Raw genomic sequence first — 22,199 nt, forward strand, 5'->3', positions numbered from 1 at the left:
GCGTCACCTTCCGGGATCGATCGGTCACCAGCGGAAACGGATCGTATGGGGCGGACATGCCTGCCCAGGACCCCGCTCGAGCCCGTGCGGACAGGCAGACGACACCCCTCCGGCAGCCGCGTCAGAAACGAGTCAACTCATCACAGACCTGCCCATATTGACCACGGGCCGGCGGATTCATGAGCCAGGTCACGAAAATGTATCGGGCATATCGAACATCAACCTTCACACGGACCACATCAGTTGGCTACCGTTCCCGGCGGGCCGTACGACCCCCACCGGCGAAGGTCGCCGGGTCGCGCGGCTTCCGCCGAGTCCGGTGCGCCCTCGTGGCAGCCGGAGCCGGGGACCCACCCGATCCTGGGGTGAATCGGCCGACCGCCTTTCGGGGCAAGGCCGTAGGGCACGCCTTCCGAACCACCCGCCCGAACCCGACAGCTAACTCGGTAGGCGGAGTACGGAAGGAGTCGCCTCCCATGGCGCCGCACCGCAAGGCCCGCCCCTCAGGCACGCGCATCGCAGGCATACGGACCCCCGCCCTCGCGACGGCGGCCCTCACCTCCGTGGCCCTGCTCTCCCAGACGGCCAACGCCGCGCCCTCCACCGACGGCAAGCCGAGCATCGAAGAGGTCGAGAAAAAGGTCGACGACCTCTACCGCCAGGCCGAGTCGGCGACCGAGAAGTACAACGCCGCAAAGGAGAAGACGGCCGGCCAACGCAAGCGCGTCGACACGCTCCTGGACGACGTCGCCAGACGCACACAGAGTCTCAACGAGGCGCGGGACAAGCTGGGTTCGTTCGCCGCCGCGCAGTACCGCACCGGGGCCGCGGCCCCCGACACGGCCACGCTCCTGCTCGCCGACTCGCCCCAGGACTACTTCGACCAGACCCAGTTGATGGGCCGGCTCACCAGTCGCCAGAAGCAGGCGGTCGACGAGTACACCACCGACCAGGCCGCGACGATGGACAAGCGGCGCGAGGCCACCCAGAGCCTGCAGACGCTCACGGAGTCGCAGCAGACCCTCAGGTCGAGCAAGACGACCATCCAGACGAAGCTCGCCGCCGCACGGAACCTGCTGTCGGATCTGACCGCCGAGGAGAAGGCGCGGCTCGCCGCGATCGAGCAGAAGAAGCAGGAAGAGGCTCAGCGCCAGGCGGAGGAGCTGGCACGGCAGCAGGCGGCGCGGCGAGAGGCCGCGCAGCGCCAGGCGGCCCAGCAGAAGGCGCAGTCGAGCACGCCGAGCACTACGACCGGTTCGACGGACACGTCCGCCACGGGCTCCTCGAACGCGACGAAGGCGGACCAGGTCCTGGCGTTCGCCCGGGCCCAGATCGGCAAGCCCTACGTGTGGGGCGCCACCGGACCGGACTCGTACGACTGCTCGGGGCTGACCCAGGCCGCTTGGAAGGCCGCCGGGGTGTCGCTCCCGCGCACCACGTACGACCAGGTGAACGCCGGCACGACGGTCTCGCTCACCGACGCCCAGCCCGGTGACCTGATCTTCTTCTACGACGACATCAGCCACGTCGGCATCTACATCGGCAACGGCATGATGATCCACGCCCCGAAGCCCGGCGCGTACGTCCGCGAGGAGTCGGTCTACTACGGCGGCGCTTCGATCATCCACAGCGTGGTGCGGCCCGGCTGAGGCCGGTTTCCCTTTCCGGTACGGGGCACGCGCGCGTGGGGTTGTTTTCGGCCCTGCCGCGCGCGTGCCCCGTACCCATTGCGCGTGTGCGTCCCTAGCATCAGGCGCATGTCAGGCACCTCCGAGCTCCGCACCTGGTGGACACAGCGTCCGCCCGCCACCGGGGCCGCCGTGATGGCGACCGGCATCCTGTCGGTCGGGCTGCATCTGACCGGGTACGGGGTCCTCTCCCGTATCGCCCTCGCCCTGACGGCCGCCGCCTGGCTGGGGCTCGTCGTCGACGTCGGCGTACGGGTGCTGTGGGAGCGCGACCGGTGGGCTCAGCAGGCTCTCACGGCGGCCGCGCTCGCCCCTGTGGCGGCGACCGCCACGCTGGGCACGGGGGTGTCCATGCAGGGCGGGCGGCCGCTCGCCGAGGCGCTTCTCGCGCTGGCCTTCGCGCTGTGGGTGGGCCTGCTCCTCCCGGTCGCACTGCGCTGGGAGCGGCCTATGCCCGGGGCCGTGTTCCTCGGGTGCGTGGCCACGCAGGGGGTCGCCGTGCTCGCGGCACTGCTCGGGGCGACGGTGGGGACGGCATGGCTCGTGCACACGGCGCTGGTGCTCTTCTGGCTCGGGCTGGTGTTCTACCTGATCGGGCTGCGGTGCTTCGACCTGCGGCAGACGGCGACCGGTGCCGGAGACCACTGGATCGCGGGCGGCGCGCTCGCCATCTCCGCGCTGGCCGGGTCCCGGCTCGTGGCAGCCGGGCACAGCGGGCGCTATCTCTGGAGCAACGACGACAAAAACGTCCTGCGGGGAGTCACCCTCGCCCTCCTCGTCCTCGCCCTCGTCTTCTACTGCGTGCTGGCGGCGGCCGAGCTGCTCCGGCCGCGGCTGCGCTATGACACGCGGCGCTGGTCGACGGTCTTCCCGTTGGGGATGACGGCGGTGGCGAGCCTGTCGGTCGCCGCCACCCGCGGGGTGTCCTGGCTGCGCGGCCTCGGCGAGGTCCTGCTGTGGATCGCGGTGGCCGTCTGGTGCGTGGTCCTCGCCGGGGCGGTCTCGTCGATCCTGGGAGGCCTCAGGTCCAGAGCACCGCGATGAAGATGTTCGCGGTGGTCAGCGCACCGACGAGGGCGAAGGGACCCTTCTCGATCTTCTCCTCGTCCCGCTTCACGTAGACCAGGCCGAGAATCACGATCAGCAGGGCCAGTTTGACACCGATCTTGAACGTGTTGACCGAGTGATGGTCCGCCTGGTTGAGGCCGACCAGGACGACGCCGGTGACCAGCATGGTCAGCGCGCCGTGCAGCATGCCGGGCACGAAGCGGGCGGTGCCCCGGCCCATCGCCTTCATCTGGGTGAGGAAGCCGCCGAGGAGCGCGGCGATGCCGACAATGTGCAGGCCGACGAAGAGATGGATGAGTACGTCCATGGGGCGGAGCCTAATCAGGGGTGCGCAGGGCCCCTGACACCGGCCCCGCGGATGTCAGGCCGCTCACACGGCCACTGGATCACGCATATATGCGCCCCTTAGCACTCCGTCGGCTATCCCGCTCCCGGAACCACCGCATCGGTCATCGCAGAGCGTGATGTCGGCCCAGTTATGTCGGGATAACGCTCACATACGGTCACCGTCAGTCCAGTCGGGTCACTTCCGTACTTTGCGTCACAAGACGGTCACGGTGAGGTTTAACGTCCTCCACCAGGTGACCGGCTCCCCACCGCCGCCCGGGCCAGGGGCGGCCGTCGGACACCACCGCCGAGAAGTCCGGCGGCGGCCCGTTCCCCCTGTGCGGGCCGCCGCCGGACGCACGAACCGCCGGGGCCCCGGCCCCGGCGGTCGTACGAAAGGACGGGACGTCAGGTGGCAACGCACCGCAAGCCCAGACAGCGTTTGCTCGGCGGCAACACCGCCCGCACCGCCGCCACGATCGCCCTCGCGGGAGCGGCGACCGCGACCGCCTTCGACGGAACGGGGCACGCCGAGCCCCCGCTCTCCCCGGCCCAGGTCAAGGCCAAGGTCGACAAGCTCTACCGGGAGGCGGAGGTCGCCACCGAGAAGTACGACGGGGCGAAGGAGGAGGCGGCCGAGACCCAGCAGCGTCTCAACGCGCTGCGGGACGAGGCGGCCCGCCGGACGGACCGGCTCAACTCGGCACGTGAGGCGCTGGGCTCGGCCGCGGCGGCGCAGTACCGCAACGGAGGCATCGACCCCTCGGTACAGCTCCTGCTCTCCTCGGATCCGGGGCGATACCTCGATGACGCGGCGTTCGCCGAGCGGCTCGACGGCCGGCAGGCGGCAGCCGTAAGGCGGGTGCGGACGCAACTGCGGGAGATCGAGCAGCTGCGCGGGGCGGCCCGGGTGGAGCTGGCCTCCCTGAAGTCGCGGCAGGCCGAGCTGAGCCGGCAGAAGCGGACCATCACCGAGAAGCTGGGCGAGGCGCGGCAACTGCTGGCCGGGCTGACGTGGAGCGAGCGGGCCGGGCTCGGCGTGGACGGGCGGGCGTCGCGGGACGCGGCGCGTGACCTGGGGCCGGTGTCGCTCGCGGTGTCGACCGCGATGGCCCCCGGCCCACGGGCGGCGGCCGCGTTGGCGTACGCGTACAGCAAGCTCGGCAGCCCCTATGTCTGGGGTGCGACAGGTCCTGACGCCTTCGACTGCTCCGGCCTGGTGCAGGCCGCGTACCGCTCGGCGGGAATCTCGCTGCCGCGGACGACGTACGCCCAGATCGGCGCCGGACGCCGTGTCTCGCGCGCCGAACTCCTCCCTGGCGACCTGGTGTTCTTCTACTCGGGGGTCAGCCACGTGGGCATCTACGTGGGCAACGGCCAGATGATCCACGCGCCCAACCCGTCGGCGCCGGTCCGGCTCGCACCGATCGACCTGATGCCGTTCGCCGGGGCCACCCGGGTGGTGTGAGCCGCCCGCCCGTCAGCCGCACACCGGGCCGGCTGCGGCGCGCGGGCCGTCACACCAGCCGTCGTGCCGTCGCCCAGCGTGTCAGCTCGTGCCGGTTCGACAGCTGGAGCTTACGCAGGACCGCGGAGACATGGGACTCGACCGTCTTCACCGAGATGAACAGCTGCTTGGCGATCTCCTTGTAGGCGTAACCGCGGGCGATCAGGCGCAGCACCTCGCGCTCGCGCTGGGTGAGGCGGTCGAGGTCCTCGTCGACCGGCGGGGCGTCGGTCGAGGCGAAGGCGTCGAGGACGAAGCCGGCCAGACGCGGGGAGAACACCGCGTCGCCGTCCTGCACGCGGAAGACGGAGTCGACCAGATCCGAGCCGGTGATCGTCTTGGTGACATAGCCGCGCGCACCGCCGCGGATGACCCCGATCACGTCCTCCGCCGCGTCCGAGACGGACAGGGCGAGGAAGCGGACCGGCTGCTCCGCGTCGGCCATCAGGGGCGCGCACCGCCGCAGCACCTCGACCCCGCCGCCGCCCGGCAGATGGACGTCGAGGAGGACCACCTCGGGGCGGCTGGCGGTGATGACGCTCACCGCCTGGTCGACGTCCGCGGCCTCGCCGACGACCTCGACCCCGGTCCGCTCGGTCTGCCCGATCTCGGCCCGGACTCCCGTACGGAACATCCGGTGGTCGTCGACGAGCACGACCCGCACGCGCCGCTCTTCCGTGCCGCCCCCGCTCGCGCGCTCCGGCTCCGCCGGGCCGGCCGACTCGTTCGCGTCGCTCATGACGTCTTCTCCACCCTCTCCATCTCCAGCTCGACTTCCGTGCCGCCGCCGGGAACGGCGCGCAGCCGTGCCGTTCCGCCGTTGCGCTCCATACGGCCGATGATCGATTCTCTGACACCCATGCGGTCTGCGGGAATCGCGTCGAGGTCGAAGCCCGGCCCGCGGTCGCGGACGGAGACGAAGACCGTCCTTCCCTCGACCTCGGCGTAGACCTGGACGGCACCGCCCTCGCCACCGTACTTGGCGGCGTTCACCATCGCCTCGCGCGCGGCCTGCATCTGTGCGCCGATCCGTTCGTCGAGGGGGCAGTCGCCGACGACGACGACCTCGATGGGCACGCCGTGCTTGTCCTCCACCTCCGCCGCGTTGCGCCGGACCGCCTCCGCGAGGGTGTCGGGCTCCTCGTCCTCGTCCTTGCCGGTGCCCTCGGGTTTGTAGAGCCAGGCGCGCAGGTCCCGCTCCTGGGCGCGGGCGAGGCGGCGCACCTCGCTCGCGTTCTCCGCGTTGCGCTGGATCAGGGTCAGGGTGTGCAGGACCGAGTCGTGGACGTGGGCGGCGACTTCCGCGCGCTCCTGGGCGCGGATGCGCATTAGGCGCTCCTCCGACAGGTCCTGGGTCATCCGGACGAGATAGGGGCCCGCGAGCAGCGTGACGCCGACGAGGACCGCGAGCGCCGCCTGCAGGACCGACCCGAGGTGGGCGGCGGAGCCCTGCAGCACGAAGATGCCGGAGACGCCCGCGGTGACCAGCAGGACACCGGCGGCGGCGCGGAGCAGGGTCAGGGTGCGCCGACGGCTGCCGACCTCCATCCAGCGGGCCCGCCGCGCGTTGTCCGCCTGGCGCCAGACCAGGGCGACACCCGCGGCGACGAGGACGGCGGGAATGAGGTACGCCTTGGCCGCGCCGCCGACGTTCACACTGCGCACGAAGGTCAGCGCCACGACGACCATGAGCAGCAGGGCGACGATCTGGCCCCGGTCGGGTCTGCGGGCGACCAGTCTGCGCCGGCCGTCCGGCGAGGTCTCGGTGCCGACCAGGGACGGGGAACGACGGTCGTCGACACCGCCGACGCCGAGCGGGACGAAGAACCAGAACGCCGCGTACAGCAGCGCGCCCAGACCGTCCGCCGTCATCAGCCCGACGAAGACGAGGCGGACCCAGATCACGGGCAGGCCGAGGTGCCCGGCGAGCCCCCGCGCCACGCCCCCGAGCCAGCGTCCGTCGCTGCTGCGGTAGAGCTTGCGCGGCGGCCGCGGGTCGTCGAGGGGCCCTGCTGCGGCGTCCGGCATGCCATTGATGGTCACACGTACGGCCCACCGGGACATCAGGGTCGGGCCCCTAGACTCCCCTGATCTTCGAATTCGGCGATCGAACACTTCCCTCGCCGGCTGTCGGGGCAGATTTCAGGGTTCTGCCAGGGTCGTCCCGCCTGCCGCTGGGCCGCCGCGCCGGAGACCATGGACGCATGACGGATCAGCAGCGCGCGGCAGTGGGGCGGGGCCCCGGCCCGGGGCACGGCCCCGGCGCCGGGCCGGGCTCCACCCCGAGGGGCGAGGCGCGCGCATCCGGGGACGCGACCGTGCGGCAGGATGCGGCCGTGCGGGAGGGGCGGGCCGAGGACGGGGATGCGGGCGTGCACCGGAACGAGGAGAACTTCGGGGGCGCTCCGGTCCACGACGAGCACGACCGCGGCGGCACCGGCGCACCGCAGGGCCCGGGCCGGAGCGAGCGCGGGGACGCACCCACCGGAACGGCGGCCCGTGACCGCGCCGACGGCGGGGGCCCCTCCGGAGGACCCCTAGGACCCGGGCACCCAGGCGCACCCGAAGGCGGACGCGGGCCCGAAGGCCTCGGCGCCCCTGGGCCGGCATCGGGAGCCGGACGCGGTCCGGGAAGTCCGGGTGGCCCCGGAGAAGGCGGAGGCGGGCCTGTCGGGGGCGGAGACGGGCCCCGGCCTGAGGACGGCCCGGAGGGTGACGGCCCAGGCCCGGTCCGGGGTCATGGGCGTTTCCGGCGTGACCGGCAGTACAAGATGCTGGGAGGCGTCTGCTCAGGGCTCGCCCGGCAGTGCGACATGGACCCGGTGATCTTCCGCATCGTGCTCGCGGTGCTCTCCGCGACAGGTGGCCTCGGACTCATCTTCTACGGTTTCGTCTGGCTCCTCGTCCCGTACGAGGACGAGGAGGAGAACGAGATCCGCAAGCTGCTGACCGGCCGCGTCGACGGCCAGGGCCTGGCCGCGGTTCTGTTCGCGCTCGTAGGCTGCGGAGTCTTCCTGTCGATGCTGAGGAACGGTGGGGTGCTGACCTTCGCCACCATCCTGTCCCTGCTCCTCGCCGGTGCGGGCTTCTGGTCACGGCAGCGCGGCGCCACCGACCCCGACCCGCTCGCCGCGCAGGCGGTGGCCGACGCCCCACCGGAGGCCACGGCGCCGCCCATTGCCGCCTCCTACCCGTCCTGGTGGCGCGACCCCATCGTCAAAGACGGCACCCACGTGGGCGGCACCGGCTATCTGTGGGGTCCCAGCGACACCCCTGGCCGTGACATCGCCGCGGCCGTCGACAGCCCCCGGGGCTCGTCGTACGCCCAGCAGACACGGGACGCGGACCGGCCGAGGCTGCCCGGGCCGCGCTGGATCGGCGGCTGGGTGTTCCTGCTCGCCCTGCTGGCGGGCGGTCTCGGCACCGGTCTGACCTGGGACGGCCAGGCGCTGGGTACAAGCCTGCAGACGGGTCTGGCCAGTGCGCTCGCCGTGTTCGGCGTGGGAATCGCGATCAGCTCCTTCCTCGGGCGCACCGGGGCGGGCTCGATTTTCATCGCGATAGTGACGGCGGGGCTGCTCGCCGCGTCGGTGGCCCTGCCGAAGGACATCAGCACGCACTGGACGCGCACGACATGGGCACCGGCCTCGGCGGCAGCCGTCCGGGAGAAGTACGACCTCGGCACCGGCGTCGGCACCCTGGACCTCACCCGGCTGCGGCTCGCCAAGGGCGAGACCGTGACGACCCGGGCCGAGGTCGGGGTGGGCCAGCTGAAGGTGGTGGTCCCGAAGGACGTCGCGGTGGCGCTGAAGATCGACACAGGTATCGGCGACATTCAGCTGCCGGGCGAATCGGAGAAGGACGTGGACGTGGAACCAGGCCGGCACAAGCAGGTGACCCTCGATCCCGTGCCGGGGACGAAGAAGGCGGCCACACTCCGCCTCCGCCTGGAGGTCGGCTTGGGACAGGTGGAGGTAACCCGTGCTGCGTCATGAGTTCCAGCCCGGCCGACTGGTGGCCGGCATGGCCCTGACCGGCGCGGGCGTCGTCTACCTCGGCGACGCGAACGGCGCTTGGACGACGCCGTGGTTCGCACTCATCCCACTGATCTGCGGGGGCCTCTGCCTCGCGGCCGTGAGCGGCCTGCTGGCCCGTGCGCTACGCAGGTCCCGCCCGGTCCGCGGGAAACCGCGTGCCGAGCGGGACGGAGCGACGACCCCGTAACTCCGGAGTGGATCCGGAGTACGCGTGGGTCCGTCGGGTTTGGCCCCGGATGGCTCCGGAGCACGCGTCCTACCGGTACGCGTTCGCGCGTTGCCGCCGTCGGATACGGATGGCCGCGTCCAGGGAGAGCACCGGGGCACCGGCGAGCACCAGGGGGATCCAGGCCATCAGATAGGCGAGGTCGTTGCCGTAGTAGTAGGGGCTCGAGGCCCAGCTCACGGTCAGCCACAGGCTCAGCGAGATGAGCGCACCGCCGAACGCCGCCAGGCGGGACAGCAGTCCGATGAGCGTGCCGATGCCGACGGCGAGTTCACCGAAGGCTATGGCGTAACCGAAGCCCACGGGACTCTTCAGCGCCAGGTCGACCAGGGCGGGGATCGCCGAGGTGTCCCGTACGGAGTGCATCAGGTCGCCGATCGAGCCGGCGCCCGAGCTGTGCATGAAGGCACTGCTGGTGAGTTTGTCCAGGCCCGCGTATATGAAGGTGACACCGAGGAAGATGCGCAGAGGTAGCAGCGCATACCGCGTGGCGCTGTCCCGCCAGTCGCGGCGCTCGTCCAGATAGGAGGTGTGGGAGTCCATGCGAATGCCGTGAGTCATCGTGTCCGCCGCCTCTCGCCCGCCCTGCCGTTGACTCCGCAACAGACCATACGTAGGAACGGGGGCGCGCGCTCAACTGCTGCGCGCTGAATTTTCCTGCTTTCCGTGCTCGTGACATCCGGCCCCGGTCGTTCCTGCCGGCTCCGAGCGGCCCGGCCCTGTCGGGCCACACGCCCGGCCTCGCCGCACTGGGGCAGACCCGCGGCTATCCGGCAGCGGCGCACCGGGACAGCGGAAGGGACCCTGCCGACATATCCCCCAGCTCAGCCGATATTCAGACCGCAGGCCTAGGCCACTCGACCGACGCCCGGCCGCTGCGGCCGGACCTGCCGACGCGGCGCCGACCCGGCCCCGGCAACGACTGCGGCTCGCCTTGGAGCAGGACACGTCACCGCGTCATGGTGGTCGTCACTCCGTGACGTCGATGGCCACCGGGTTCGTCTCGACTCCCGCGGCCGTCACCACCTGGACCTCGACCCTGCCGGGCTCCACGTCCGCCGGGACCGGGACCGTCAGGAGCGAGTCGGTCGGGTTGCTGAAGCCGCCCGCGACCGGGACGAGGGGTACGTGGACATGGACCGCGCCTATGCGGACCACCATTCGGGCGAGCCGGTCCGCTCTCTGGGCACCGGGCGGTACGAAGCCGGCGCCGCGGATCTCGATGTCGTCGCCCGTGCGGATCGGCGCGTCCAGGTCGCCCGCCTCCCGCGCTCGCACCACCGAGAGAATCACCGGACGGCCGCCCTCGGCGTACTTCCCGGCGAGGTAGGTGGCCGCCGAGACCAGGACCAGCAGGGCGAGGCCCCAGGGCAGATCCGGGAGCCGGTCGGGGCGGCGGGCCAGTCGTACCGCCGCGAACACCAGGGCGACCGCGCTGATCACGACGTACTGGATGTCCGTGAAGCTGCCGCGCCCCGAGTCGTCGGTCAGCAGGTCCGCCGCCCGCGGCCGGTCGGCGCGTACCTTCTGCAGACGCTGGCCGAGCACACGCAGTCCGACCACCCGCCGGACCACCACGGCGATCCCGCACACCACGGCGACCACGGACACCACACCCACTCCGCGCGCGAGGTCGAGCCCGGCGATCAGCGCGTCACGCTTGTCGTGCGTCGAGGCCGCCGCCAGCTCGGTGGCCAGCACCAGCACCGCGTACACCACGAACAGCACCCAGCTCGCCGCCAGCGCACGCGAGGTCGACAGCCGGTTGTCCTCCCCGACGAGGGGCGCGATCACCCCGCCGCGTGCCCGGTGCAGATACCCCGCGCCGGTCAGTGCGGCGCCCACCAGCACGGCCGCGACCAGCCCCGCCGTCCGTGCCAGGGTCCACCCCGCGCCGATGGCCGTCAGCGCCTGCGCCAGCAGCAGGACGCCCACCGCGCCCCACACCCAGGCCGCCGTACGCCGCCACAGCCGGCCGAGCCATGCCTCGCCGTCGGCCCGGCCGCACTCGGCCACAAGGTCGGCGGACTGGGTCAGCTCGTCGGACACCCACTGGCGGGACGCGGACGCGGAGTGCGCGACCGCCGCTGGCAACCCCCGCCCGGAGGCGAACTCCTCACGCTTCGCGAGGAATTCGGCGACCGCACGCCGGTGCCCCTCGCGTACGCCGTGCGGGCAGTCCCCGCAGGTGCAGCCACCCTTGTGCGCACCCGGACCGCTGCCACCCGCGCCCTGCCTCGCCTCCTGCACCGCCACGCCCGCTGCCGCCTTCCCCGCGCCAGATCGCCGAACCGCCCCCGCCCGCGCAACTGGCAGACGATGACAGCGCATTGTGCCGTACGGAACACACCCCGCGTCCGCCAGGTCCGGTCAGGAGGGGTGAAACAGCGAGCCCCCGGTTGCCCGTCGCCCGGAAGCCGCCTCCGCCCACCCGCGCGGCGGACCACAGCGAGCGCCCGCAACCCGCCTCAGCGGGCCGGGGAACCGCTGTCAGCTGAGCAGATCGGGTTCGCTCCGGGTGATGTCCTGCCACAGGGGCTGGTAGTTGATCCAGCCCACCAGGTCGCCGCCGAGCTGCTCGCGCGTCGCCACCGCCTGCCGGTGGTCGATCAGGACCGGCCGTCCCGCCGCCCTCGCGGTGAGCTGCACCTGGCAGGAGCGTTCCATCGACAGGAACCACCAGGCCGCCGCGTCCACCGAGTCGCCGACGGTCAGCAGCCCGTGGTTGCGCAGGACCAGCGCCTTGCGGCTGGCGAGCGCGGTCGCGATCCGGCGGCCTTCCTCGGCGTCCACGGTGACGCCGGTGTAGTCGTCGTAGACGGCGTGGTCCTCGTAGAAGGCGCAGGACTCCTGGGTGATGGGATCCAGCAGATCGCCGAGCGCCGCGAGGGCACGCCCGTGCACCGAGTGGCAGTGGGCGACGGCGACGACGTCCGGGCGGGCGGCATGGACCTGGGCGTGCACGGTGAAGGCCGCCTGGTTCACGTGGTAGCTGCCCTCGATCACCTGCCCGTCCTGGTTGGCCAGCACGAGGTCGCTCACGGTGACGTGCCGGAAGGGCATCCCGAACGGATTGACCCAGAAGCAGTCGGTGAACTCCGGGTCGCGAGCGGTGATGTGCCCGGAGACCCCGTCCTCGAATCCGAGCCTTCCGAAGATCCGCAGCGCCCCGGCCAGCCGCTCCTTGCGGTGCTGCCGTTCGTCGGCCGCCGATTCGTGCATCGGCGGCATGGCGAACCGCAGCTGGTCGGTGGGCAGGGGAAGCGGCGGGGTCGGCCCGTGCATTCGTCCTCCAGCACTGGGTTCCTGTACGGAGCGGAAAGTTACCGCCGGTCCCCGCAGGAAAACAGGGTCGTTCAGTGAAGGTGGTGCGCAACCGTTACGCGTGGTGGGGGCGCGGTCGCTCCGGGCACCGTCGCACGCCACGTCTCCCTCGCCGAAATACCTGACAGAAGTTGTCGGGTATAGGCGAGAGACTCCTTTGCATGAGCGCTGTCAGCCCCATGGGCCCCGTGAACTGGTTCGCATTCGTCGCCGCCGCACCGGATCTCGCCCGGACCGTCGAGGAGCGGTTCGGCGCCTTCACCCACCACGTCCTCTCGACCCTGCGCAAGGACGGTTCCCCGCGCACCTCCGGCATGGAGGTCCGCTTCCTGAACGGCGAGCTGTGGCTGGCCATGATGCCGGACTCGCTGAAGGCGCTCGACCTGCGCCGCGACCCGCGCCTCGCGCTCCAGGCGAATCCCGGGGCGGGGACGGGGATGGGCGGCGGTGATGTGCGGATCAGCGGGCGGGCGCACGAGGTCGAGGACCCGGAGACGAAGGCCGCGTATGTGCAGAAGGTGGAACCGCCGGAGCCGTTCCACCTTTTCCGCACCGAGCTGACGGAGGTCGTACGGACCTACGTCGAGGACGACACCTATCTGGTCGTCGAGATCTGGAAGCCCGGAGAGCCGGTGCGCACCGTCCGGCGGAGGTGAGCCGCGGGGCTCACTCCCACTCGATGGTCCCCGGCGGCTTCGAGGTCACGTCGAGGACGACGCGGTTGACGTCACGGACCTCGTTCGTGATCCGGGTGGAGATCTTCGCCAGCACGTCGTACGGCAGCCGGGACCAGTCGGCGGTCATGGCGTCCTCGGACGAGACCGGGCGCAGCACGATCGGGTGGCCGTACGTCCGGCCGTCGCCCTGGACACCGACGCTGCGGACGTCGGCGAGCAGGACCACCGGGCACTGCCAGATCTCGCGGTCGAGGCCGGCCGCGGTCAGCTCCTCGCGTGCGATGGCGTCGGCGTCGCGAAGCAGGTCGAGCCGCTCCTTGGTGACCTCGCCGACGATGCGGATGCCGAGGCCCGGGCCCGGGAAGGGCTGGCGCTGGACGATCTCCTCCGGGAGCCCGAGCTCCTGGCCGACCATCCGGACCTCGTCCTTGAACAGCTTGCGCAGCGGCTCGACCAGCTTGAACTCGAGGTCCTCGGGGAGGCCGCCCACGTTGTGGTGGGACTTGATGTTGGCCGTGCCGCTACCGCCGCCGGACTCGACCACGTCCGGGTACAACGTGCCCTGGACGAGGAACTCGACCGCGGGACCCTCGTCCGCGATGATCTCGGCCTGGGCCTGCTCGAAGACCCGGATGAACTCACGGCCGATGATCTTCCGCTTCTCCTCGGGGTCGGAGACGCCCTTGAGCGCGGTGAGGAACCTCTCCTCCGCGTCGACGACCTTCAGCTGGACGCCGGTGGCCGCGACGAAGTCCTTCTCGACCTGCTCCGTCTCCCCCTTGCGCATCAGGCCGTGGTCGACGTAGACGCAGGTCAGCTGGGAGCCGATGGCCTTCTGCACCAGAGCGGCGGCGACGGCGGAGTCCACACCGCCGGACAGACCGCAGATCGCCCGCTTGTCGCCGACCAGCTCGCGGATCGCCTCGACCTGCTCCTCGATCACACTGCCCGTGGTCCAGGTCGGGGTCAGGCCCGCGCCGCGGTAGAGGAAGTGCTCCAGCACCTGCTGGCCGTGCGTGGAGTGCATGACCTCGGGGTGGTACTGGACGCCGTAGAGCTTCTGCTCGTCGTCCTCGAAGGCGGCGACCGGCACGACGTCCGTGGACGCGGTGACGGTGAAGCCCTCGGGGGCCGCGGAGCAGGCGTCGCCGTGGGACATCCAGACGGACTGGTCGGCAGGGGTGCCCTCGAAGAGGGTGGAGGACGGCCGCGAGACCGTCATGGCCGTCCGGCCGTACTCGCGCGCACCCGTGTTGTCGACCCTGCCGCCGAGGGCCTGGGCCATCAGCTGGAAGCCGTAGCACATGCCGAAGACGGGGACGCCGGCCTCGAACAGGGAGCGGTCGACGGTGGGGGCGCCCTCCTCGTAGACCGACGAGGGGCCGCCGGAGAGGATGATCGCCGCCGGGTTCTTGGCGAGCATCTCCTCGACCGGCATGGTGCTCGGCACGATCTCGCTGTAGACCCGGGCCTCGCGGACGCGACGGGCGATGAGCTGGGCGTACTGCGCGCCGAAGTCGACGACCAGGACGGTGTCGGGGGCGGCGGCAGCGGAGGTCGCTGATGACACAGGGTGCCTTCCGGCGGTGGGGCGGGGGTCTCGGTACCGATTCTAACGGGGTGCTTGCGGGACACCTCCCGTCTCACCATCCGGCCCCGGTTGGACACCGCCCGTGCCCGGGGCATACTGGGTCCATGCTCACGCAGTACGCCTTCGTCTTTACCTATGGCAACCGGCCCACCGGCTGCCATGGTCGTGCTGCTTGAGCTACTGACAAGCGACTTCCCAGGCGCCCCGGGCCGATACGGTCCGGGGCGCCTGACGTTTGCGGACCGTGCCGATCCGGGGCTCCTCATCCCGACACCGAGGAGATCCCCGTGACGACCGCCACCACCGAGCAGAGGGCCACCGAGAAGACCGGCGCCCGTACCTCCGAGGCCGCCGATGTGATCACCGGCGCCCGCGAGCGCATCGACGCGCTCGACGACCGCATCATCGGCCTCATCCAGGAGCGCATGGCGGTCTCCGCCGTGATCCAGGAGGCCCGCATCGGCTCCGGCGGCCGGCGCGTGAACCTCACCCGCGAGATGGAGATCCTCAGCCACTACCGGGACGCTCTCGGCAAACCCGGCACCGCCCTCGCCATGACCCTGCTCGAGCTGTGCCGGGGCCGCGTCTGACGACCGGCCGGCCACCTCGTGATGCGACAGACGTCCGGCGCACCCACGTTCGCACGCCCTCTCACCCGTACGGCGCGTGACCGGTCTCACGCACACTTCGTTGTTCTCGGTGTCCGTGCCAGCCAGGGGCGGGCCCGAAAGAACCACGCGTGGCTCCGCTGGGGCGATGAGACGTGCGGATCGAGCCGTGCGTCGTGGGACCTCGCCCCAGGGTTGTGACCGGACGGCAGGGGACAGCAGCCCGGTCACCAGAGAACGGTCGGCTCCGGGGACGCCCGGAGCCGACCGGCGGAATTCAGACAACCGCACCGCTCCCGCACCCGGCTCCCCCGGTCGGCACCAGGCGCGCGCCCCGAGTACGCCGGGCGCACCCGAGCGGTCACACAGACAAGCGGCGTAACCCCCCGGCGCCGCTCCGGGTACCGACGCTGCCCTGACGTCGGTGCCGACGGAGAAGGGCCCCGCGGATTCTCCTCGCCCCCCCGGCCATGTGCGGCCGTGGGCGAGGACCCCGCCGCGGGGCCCTTCGCTTGCCCTCAGGCGCGGGCGATCGCACGCCTCAGCGGATTGTGACCCAGGCCACATAAAGAACGTGTGAATACGTTGCAACCGTTCACGGGCTTCGCAGGTCACACCTACCGAATCGTGGGCCACAGCCGCGCCCCACACGCGGAGGCCTCCCCGAACCGTGCCGCGCCGTCGCGGCATGCCTGACTTTCGAGGTCTTCATGAAGTTTCGCCGTGCACTGGCCGCCGCTGCCGCGACGGCTGCCATAGCCCCCCTCGCACTGTTGTCCGCTCCGGCGGCGTTCGCGGACGAAACGCCCACGACCTCCGCCGCCGCGACCGAGACCACGGGCACCGAGTCGCCGACCAGCCCCGCGCCGGACACCAGCACCACGACGCCGGCCGGCGAGGAGTCCACGGCGACGTCCTCGTCGAGCGCGCCCGCCGCGGCCCCCGCGGGCCAGTCGTCCGCGTCCTCGTCCGCGTCCTCGTCGGTCACCCCGCCGGCCACGCCCACCGAGAGCGCGGTGCCCACCGCCGAGCCGACCCCCTGCACCGACGAAGAGGTCGACCCCGACTCCCAGCTGTCCCTCGCCGTCTCCGGCCTGCCGGGCAAGATCGTCGCGGGCAGCGGCTGGCACAACTTCACCTTGACCGCGGCGAACCACAGCGACCAGTCCCTCGGCCAGGTGGAGTGGCTCGCGCTCATCGACAACGACACGGCGAGCGACGACGAGAAGGACTGGCTGAGCACCTACGCCCTGCTCGAGTACTTCGACCCGACGACCAAGTCCTGGCAGTCCGTCGCGGACGAGATCGGCAACGGCGTCTACTTCGGTGAGACGAACCTCGGCCCCAAGCAGACGGTCGACATCAAGCTGCGGGTCGACATCACCGCGAAGGCCCCCGCCGGCGAGGGCTACAGCGTGGGCCTGGGCGGATACGTGGACCAGGAGAAGAACTGCGTGCACAGCGCGTTCGCCATCTACACGTTCACCGTCCTGAAGCCCGGCAGCGACAACGAGAACCCGGGTCAGGCCAAGCCCGGCAAGGGCGACAAGCCGTCCGGCGGCAAGGAGCCGCAGGGCGGCGCCAAGGAGATCCCGGCCACCGGCAGCCTCGCCTCCACCGGTTCGTCCTCCGCGCTTCCGACCATCGCCCTCGTCGGCGGTGTCGCGGTCGTCGCCGGTGGCGGTGTGGTGTTCGCCCTGCGTCGCCGCAAGACGGGTGGCCAGGCCGCGTAAGGCCTGCGGACCCGCACACAAACTGCGTCAGGCGTCCCGTACGCCTCGCACACAAGAGAGAAGGACCTGAGCTCGGAGGGGGGCACAGGTCCTTCTTTCTTTCACCTTGCGCGGCGGTGTCGTCCGCCGGCGCCGTCGCTACTTCTTCGGCGGCACCGCCGGCATCCCCAGGAACGGCAGGCGCAGCGCGCCGAAGGCCTCCGCCGGGACCGCCGGCGCCGTCGGTTCGACCGCCTTCAGCCGCTCGTAGGTCCCCTGCGCCGGACGCGGGTCCTCGTCGCCCTTGTTCGGCCAGTACGACATCGCCCGCTCGGCCTGAGCGGTGATCGTCAGTGACGGGTTGACGCCGAGGTTCGCCGAGACTGCCGCACCGTCGACCACCGAGATGCCGGGGTGGCCGTAGAGCCGGTGGTACGGGTCGATCACGCCCGTCTCCCGCGAGGAGCCGATCGGGCAGCCGCCGAGGAAGTGGGCCGTCAGCGGGGTGCCCATCAGTTCACCGACGTTCGAGCCGGGGAAACCGTTGATCTCGGCGGCGAGGGCCGCGGCGCTCTCCGAGGCCGCCCTGATCTGCTTGGGGTTGGGGGATCCGTGGCCCTGGCGCGCGGTCAGCAGACCCTTGCCCACTCCGTTCGGCTTCAGGTACGTCGTCAGGGAGTTGTCCAGCGACTGCATCACCAGGCCGATGATGGTCCGCTCCGACCAGCGGCGGTTGGAGAGGGAGCGCAGGACGAGGACGGGGTGGCGGGCGGCGTTGCGCAGCCAGGCCGCCGCCCTCGACGAGCCGTCGGCGTAGGGGACCTGGAGTATCGAAAGGCCGCCCATCGAGTTGGAGCCCTTGCCGTAGCGGACCGGCTCGATATGGGTGTTCTCGTCGGGGTGGATCGAGGACGTGATGGCGACACCGCGCGTGAAGTCGGCCTTCGGCTCGCCCGTGGCCTTGTGGTAGCGCCGGTTGTCGGTCTGCGCCCCGACCAGCGCCTCGGAGTTGGTGCGGGTCAGTTCACCCAGGCGGTCGGAGAGGTACGGCAGTTGCCCGGCCGCCTTCATCCGGTGCAGCAGGGTCTGGGTGCCGTAGGTACCGGCGGCGAGGACGACCCGGCGGGCCGTGAAGAGCTTCCCCCGGCCCTTGCGGCGGTCGTCGGTGGGAAGGGTGGCGACCGCGTACCCGCCCCGCGAGTCGTCCGTGACCGACACGACGGTCGTCATGGGGTGCACAACCGCGCCCGCCTTCTCGGCGAGGTAGAGGTAGTTCTCGTTCAGGGTGTTCTTCGCGCCGTGACGGCAGCCCGTCATGCACTCGCCGCACTCGGTGCAGGCCTTGCGCTCCGGTCCCACGCCGCCGAAGTAGGGGTCCGCGACCTGCTGCCCCGGCTTGCCCTTCGCGGAGCCGTCGGCGTCCTCGCCGTCACCGAAGAACACCCCGACCGGCGCCATGTGGAAGGTGTCGCCCACGCCCATCCGCTCCGCCGCCGCCTTCAGGTGCACGTCGGACGGGGTCATGGTCGGGTTGAGCCGGACACCGAGCATGCGCTGCGCCTGGTCGTAGTACGGCTTCAGCTCCTCGTGCCAGTCGGTGATGTCCCGCCACTGCGGGTCGTCGAAGAAGGCCTTCGGCGGTACGTAGAGCGTGTTGGCGTAGTTGAGGGAGCCGCCGCCGACCCCGGCGCCCGCCAGCACCATCACGTTCCCCAGCAGATGGATGCGCTGGATCCCGTACATGCCGAACGCGGGGGCCCAGAGGTAGTTCTTCAGGTCCCAGGAGTTCTTCGGCAGGGAATCACGGGTGAAACGGCGGCCGGCCTCCAGGACGCCGACCCGGTAGCCCTTCTCGGTCAGACGGAGCGCGGAGACGGATCCGCCGAACCCCGACCCCACGACGATGACGTCGTAGTCGTACCCGTCCTCGTCCCGGGCCTGGACAGACTTCTCCTGCGACACGTGCTCTCCTCGTTGAGAACGGGTGTGGTTCTGCGGAAACCGTCGTGGTCTAGCGGAGGCGGAACGCCTTCATCAGCTTCAGGCTGCGGCTCATCAGCGCCGCGTACTTCTCGTCGTCCATGCCGAGCGAGGGGGCCATCGGCAGCAGTCTCTGGTGGGCGACGGTCTGGGCCTCGGTGTACTTGAGGATGCCCTCGGAACCGTGGCGGCGGCCGAGACCGGAGTCCTTCATGCCGCCCATCGGGGACTGGACGCTGCCGTACGCGGACGCGTAGCCCTCGTTGACGTTGACCGTGCCGGTGCGCAGCCGGGCGGCGATCGCGCGGCCGCGTCGGCCGTCCTTCGTCCAGACCGAGGAGTTCAGGCCGTAGGGGGTGGCATTGGCGCGCTCGACCGCCTCGTCCTCCGTCGTGAAGCGGTAGATCGACACGACCGGGCCGAAGGTCTCCTCCGCGCACACCGACATCGGTGCCTCGACACCGTCCAGGATGGTGGGTTCGAAGAAGAAGGGACCGATGTCGGGGCGCGCCACTCCGCCGGCCAGGACCTTGGCGCCCTTGGCGACGGCCTCCTCGACGTGCCGGCTCACGGTCTCCAGCTGCCGCTCGCCGACGAGCGAGCCCATCTCCGCGCCGTACGCGAGGGAGCTGCCGAGGCGCATGGCCTTGGTGCGGGCCACGAACCGCTCCACGAAGGCGTCCGCGATCGACTCGTGGACGTACAACCGCTCGATGGAGATGCAGAGTTGACCCGCCGAGGAGAAGCAGGCGCGCACGGCGCCGGCGGCCGCCTTCTCGATGTCGGCGTCCTCGAGGACCAGCATGGCGTTCTTGCCGCCGAGTTCGAGCGAGACGCCGACGAGACGGGCGGCGGCACCCTGCGCGACCTCGCGGCCGGTGCGGGTGGAGCCGGTGAAGGAGACATAGTCGGCGTGCCGGACGACCTCCGGTCCGACGACCGGACCGTCACCGATGACGACCTGGAAGACGTCGGCGGGCAGCCCGGCCTCGATCAGCAGGTCGCGGGCCCACAGCGCGGTCAGGCACGTCTCCGTGTCGGGCTTCATCACGACGGCGTTGCCCGCGACGAAGGCCGGCAGCGCGTCGCCGACCGACAGCTCCAGCGGGTAGTTCCAGGGGGCGATCTGACCGACGACGCCGCGCGGGTGGCGCAGTTCGGTGACCCGCGTCAGCGTGGGCACGGCGCCGGTGTGCCGCTTGGGCTTCAGATACGAGGAGGCCATGCGGCCGTAGTGCCGGGCCGCTACGGCGACGGCCTGGACCTCCTCGTGGGCGTGGAGCCGGGCCTTGCCGGTCTCCAGCTGGATCAGGTCGAGGACCTCGGCCTGCCGCTCCAGCACCAGGTCGTGGAAACGGAGCAGCACGGCGGCGCGCTGCCGTACGGGAGTGGCGCCCCAGGCCTGCTGGGCCGTGCGGGCCCGGGCGAACGCCTCCGCCACGTCCTCGGGGGTGGACTCGGGCAGGTCGGCCAGCTTCTCGCCGGTGAACGGCGTGTGGTTGGCGGTGCGGCCGGAGCCGGCCACGCCCTTGGTGAGCTGGGCGACCAGCTCCGGGGTGACCACGTCGACGGCGGTGCGGGCGCCGGCGGGGGCGGGTGCGAGAGGGTTCGTGCCGGCCGTGCCCGCACCGGTCGTGTCGGTGGCCTTCTCCGGGGCCTGGGAGTCCGTCATGACGCGCAGGGTATGCCGGGCCGGGGCGTTTGGGTACCCGTCGGTAACGGGCTTTCACGGGGTGTCCACACCGCGCCAGTGATCGCTGGCAGCAAACCCGCTGATCAGGGCGTTGTCAGGAGCCCAGCGTGCTGATGCCGACTTTCAGACGGGCACGGGCGCCCGTGAACAAAGACGTGCCCCGTCTCTCCTCCGCGGTGCCCCTGGGCATGTCGACGCGCAGCGTGTAGTGCTCCCCGGCGGGCGTGACGATGAGCAGTTGCAGGACCCGGAACCGGTGCCGGCGCGCCGTGTAGGTGGTGTCGGTGAGCATGGCCTCGTCGCCATGGAAGTTCGTCGGCTTGTAGAGCGTGGTCGCGTCGTCGCCGGACCAGGCGGCGGTCTCCTGCCGGGCCCAGGCCCGGAGCGGGGCGGGGGCGTTCTCCTCACGGGTCAGTCGGAGCTTGAGGTCGTCGTCTCCGTAGGTCACCGCGCGGTCCGTCGACGTCCGGCGCGGGGTGCCGGCCGGCACGGACACGATCGCGTCGAGCCGTCGCTCGCGATGGGCCGTCCAGGTGCCGGTGGCGGAACCCGGGGAGGTGACGGCGGGAGCCGAGTTGTAGGTGGCGGTGTGTTCCGTGGCCGAGCCGTCGGCGGTCCGGGCCCACAAGTCGGCCGCGCCCAGCCCCAGGCCGCCCAGGAGGAGAGCGCCGAGCAGCATGGTGGAGAGGGGCCGGCGAGAGGAGCGGCGGCGCCCCGGCGCGCGGCGCTCGGGGGCGGTCCGCGGCTCGGGGACCGGTATGGACTCTCGTTCGGAAGCCGAGCCGACGCCGGCGGAAGCCCCGGAGCCCTGCTCGCTCGTCAGCCGCAACGTGCCCATGTCGTCCGTGAGTTTCCGCGGACCGGAGGCCTCCTGCTCTTCGGGCACCTCGCCGTATGCCGTGTCCGGTACGGGGCGCCCCTCGGCCACCGCCTCCAGTACCGCCGCGGCCTCCTCCGAGCCCGGCCGCCGCGACGATTCCTTCCGCAGCAGCGCTACGACGAGCGGCGCGAGCGGTCCTGCCTGTGTGGGCTCGGGCGGAGCGGCGGCGAGGATCGCGGCGAGCGTGGCCTCCGGCGTCGTACGGCGGAACGGGGACGACCCCTCGACGGCGGCGTACAGCAGCACGCCCAGCGACCAGAGGTCGGAAGCGGGGCCCGCGGCGCCCGGGCCGGACATCCGCTCGGGGGCGATGAACTCCAGCGAGCCGACGAACTCGCCGCTCACGGTGAGGGATTCCTCACCCTGGATATGAGCGATCCCGAAGTCGGTGAGGACGACACGGCCGTGCGGGCCGAGCAGGACGTTGGCGGGCTTCACATCGCGATGCACGATGCCGACGGCGTGGGCGGCGCGCAGCGCGCCGAGGACGGCGAGGCCGATCCGCGCGGCCTCGGCGGGTTCGAGAGGGCCGCGCCGGAGCACTTCGTGCAGCGACTGACCGCGGATCAGCTCCATGACGATCCAGGGCAGTCCGTCCTCGACGACGACGTCGTGGATGGAGACGGCGCAGGGATGGTCGACGTGGGCGGCGGCCCGGGCCTCGCGGTAGAGCCGGTGGGCGGCGCGCTGGTGGCCCTCGTCCTCGGGATCCCCCGCAAGCTGGGGCTGTTTGACGGCGACGTCCCGCTCGACCAGTTCGTCGTGCGCCCGCCACACCGTGCCCATGCCTCCGGAGCCGATGCGCTCGATCAGCCGGTAGCGTCCGCCGACCAGCCGCCCCTCCGCGCCCGTGCGGCACCCGCCGTTGCTCATGCCCCATG

At 71.5% G+C, this 22,199-nt stretch carries 18 protein-coding genes and 1 riboswitch; of the genes, 8 read left to right on the top strand and 10 right to left on the bottom strand.

The features are described from left to right. Nucleotides 1-298: 298 nt before the first annotated feature. A riboswitch (cyclic di-AMP (ydaO/yuaA leader) is annotated at nt 299-468 on the top strand. A gap of 8 nt (nt 469-476) precedes the next feature. Next, complete coding sequence (locus ACQEXA_RS23480) at nt 477-1,649, top strand: NlpC/P60 family protein (protein ID WP_433130929.1); 1,173 nt, start codon at nt 477-479, stop codon at nt 1,647-1,649. A gap of 108 nt (nt 1,650-1,757) precedes the next feature. Beyond that, nucleotides 1,758-2,732, top strand: coding sequence for a tellurite resistance/C4-dicarboxylate transporter family protein (locus ACQEXA_RS23485; RefSeq protein WP_432931606.1), 975 nt, complete (start codon nt 1,758-1,760; stop codon nt 2,730-2,732). Here ACQEXA_RS23485 and ACQEXA_RS23490 read toward each other — a convergent pair. Next, nucleotides 2,710-3,063: a hypothetical protein gene (locus ACQEXA_RS23490; protein ID WP_433130931.1), complete on the bottom strand. Its 354-nt coding sequence runs from the start codon at nt 3,061-3,063 to the stop codon at nt 2,710-2,712. The two genes, ACQEXA_RS23485 and ACQEXA_RS23490, sit on opposite strands and share 23 nt — an antisense overlap. Nucleotides 3,064-3,495: 432 nt before the next feature. Between ACQEXA_RS23490 and ACQEXA_RS23495 the strand changes: the two genes are divergently transcribed. Continuing rightward, the gene (locus ACQEXA_RS23495) at nt 3,496-4,551 is read left to right on the top strand and encodes an NlpC/P60 family protein (protein ID WP_433130933.1); all 1,056 of its coding nucleotides are present in this window, start codon (nt 3,496-3,498) and stop codon (nt 4,549-4,551) included. A 49-nt stretch (nt 4,552-4,600) separates the two neighbouring features. Here ACQEXA_RS23495 and ACQEXA_RS23500 read toward each other — a convergent pair whose 3' ends face one another. Beyond that, nucleotides 4,601-5,329 (bottom strand): response regulator transcription factor, encoded by a 729-nt coding sequence (locus tag ACQEXA_RS23500; protein WP_359398050.1) that lies wholly within the window; start codon nt 5,327-5,329, stop codon nt 4,601-4,603. After that, nucleotides 5,326-6,654 carry a PspC domain-containing protein gene (locus tag ACQEXA_RS23505; RefSeq protein WP_432931598.1) on the bottom strand — a complete coding sequence of 443 codons (1,329 nt, stop codon included), beginning with the start codon at nt 6,652-6,654 and terminating at the stop codon, nt 5,326-5,328. The genes ACQEXA_RS23500 and ACQEXA_RS23505 overlap by 4 nt, the downstream gene beginning before the upstream one ends. Before the next feature lie 707 nt (nt 6,655-7,361). Here ACQEXA_RS23505 and ACQEXA_RS23510 point away from each other — a divergent pair. Both ACQEXA_RS23510 and ACQEXA_RS23515 read left to right on the top strand, forming a co-directional pair. Further along, nucleotides 7,362-8,585, top strand: a complete 1,224-nt coding sequence (locus ACQEXA_RS23510; protein ID WP_433130935.1) for a PspC domain-containing protein — start codon at nt 7,362-7,364, stop codon at nt 8,583-8,585. Next, nucleotides 8,572-8,814 carry a hypothetical protein gene (locus ACQEXA_RS23515; protein ID WP_432931594.1) on the top strand — a complete coding sequence of 81 codons (243 nt, stop codon included), beginning with the start codon at nt 8,572-8,574 and terminating at the stop codon, nt 8,812-8,814. Before ACQEXA_RS23510 ends, ACQEXA_RS23515 begins: the two co-directional genes overlap by 14 nt. Before the next feature lie 69 nt (nt 8,815-8,883). On the opposite strand, the gene ACQEXA_RS23520 is transcribed toward ACQEXA_RS23515, so the two are convergent. The 3 genes from ACQEXA_RS23520 to ACQEXA_RS23530 all read right to left on the bottom strand — a co-directional run bounded on the left by ACQEXA_RS23520 (nt 8,884) and on the right by ACQEXA_RS23530 (nt 12,138). Continuing rightward, complete coding sequence (locus ACQEXA_RS23520; RefSeq protein WP_432931593.1) at nt 8,884-9,414, bottom strand: DoxX family protein; 531 nt, start codon at nt 9,412-9,414, stop codon at nt 8,884-8,886. Between the two features lie 408 nt (nt 9,415-9,822). Next, complete coding sequence (locus ACQEXA_RS23525) at nt 9,823-11,109, bottom strand: hypothetical protein (protein WP_432931591.1); 1,287 nt, start codon at nt 11,107-11,109, stop codon at nt 9,823-9,825. A gap of 234 nt (nt 11,110-11,343) precedes the next feature. Continuing rightward, nucleotides 11,344-12,138 (bottom strand): class II aldolase/adducin family protein, encoded by a 795-nt coding sequence (locus ACQEXA_RS23530; RefSeq protein WP_432931589.1) that lies wholly within the window; start codon nt 12,136-12,138, stop codon nt 11,344-11,346. Nucleotides 12,139-12,356: 218 nt separating this feature from the next. Between ACQEXA_RS23530 and ACQEXA_RS23535 the strand changes: the two genes are divergently transcribed. Continuing rightward, nucleotides 12,357-12,833 carry a pyridoxamine 5'-phosphate oxidase family protein gene (locus ACQEXA_RS23535; protein ID WP_433134600.1) on the top strand — a complete coding sequence of 159 codons (477 nt, stop codon included), beginning with the start codon at nt 12,357-12,359 and terminating at the stop codon, nt 12,831-12,833. A gap of 10 nt (nt 12,834-12,843) precedes the next feature. On the opposite strand, the gene guaA is transcribed toward ACQEXA_RS23535, so the two are convergent. After that, nucleotides 12,844-14,424: a glutamine-hydrolyzing GMP synthase gene (gene guaA, locus ACQEXA_RS23540; protein WP_433130937.1), complete on the bottom strand. Its 1,581-nt coding sequence runs from the start codon at nt 14,422-14,424 to the stop codon at nt 12,844-12,846. Nucleotides 14,425-14,726: 302 nt separating this feature from the next. Between guaA and ACQEXA_RS23545 the strand changes: the two genes are divergently transcribed. Both ACQEXA_RS23545 and ACQEXA_RS23550 read left to right on the top strand, forming a co-directional pair. Then, nucleotides 14,727-15,035, top strand: a complete 309-nt coding sequence (locus ACQEXA_RS23545; protein ID WP_432939458.1) for a chorismate mutase — start codon at nt 14,727-14,729, stop codon at nt 15,033-15,035. 728 nt (nt 15,036-15,763) lie between these two features. Next, on the top strand, nt 15,764-16,786 hold the full coding sequence (locus ACQEXA_RS23550) for an LPXTG cell wall anchor domain-containing protein (protein WP_432931584.1): 1,023 nt from the start codon (nt 15,764-15,766) through the stop codon (nt 16,784-16,786). Between the two features lie 138 nt (nt 16,787-16,924). Here ACQEXA_RS23550 and ACQEXA_RS23555 read toward each other — a convergent pair whose 3' ends face one another. The 3 genes from ACQEXA_RS23555 to ACQEXA_RS23565 form a co-directional block, all read right to left on the bottom strand. Next, a complete protein-coding gene (locus tag ACQEXA_RS23555) occupies nt 16,925-18,727 on the bottom strand; it encodes a GMC family oxidoreductase N-terminal domain-containing protein (RefSeq protein ID WP_433130939.1) in 1,803 nt (600 codons plus the stop codon). A 49-nt stretch (nt 18,728-18,776) separates the two neighbouring features. Beyond that, the gene (locus tag ACQEXA_RS23560) at nt 18,777-20,417 is read right to left on the bottom strand and encodes a succinic semialdehyde dehydrogenase (protein WP_432931580.1); all 1,641 of its coding nucleotides are present in this window, start codon (nt 20,415-20,417) and stop codon (nt 18,777-18,779) included. A 115-nt stretch (nt 20,418-20,532) separates the two neighbouring features. Then, on the bottom strand, nt 20,533-22,191 hold the full coding sequence (locus ACQEXA_RS23565; RefSeq protein ID WP_432931578.1) for a serine/threonine-protein kinase: 1,659 nt from the start codon (nt 22,189-22,191) through the stop codon (nt 20,533-20,535). Nucleotides 22,192-22,199 lie beyond the last annotated feature (8 nt).

It is taken from the genome of Streptomyces sp. CA-106110, assembly GCF_050936285.1.
GTDB lineage: Bacteria > Actinomycetota > Actinomycetes > Streptomycetales > Streptomycetaceae > Streptomyces.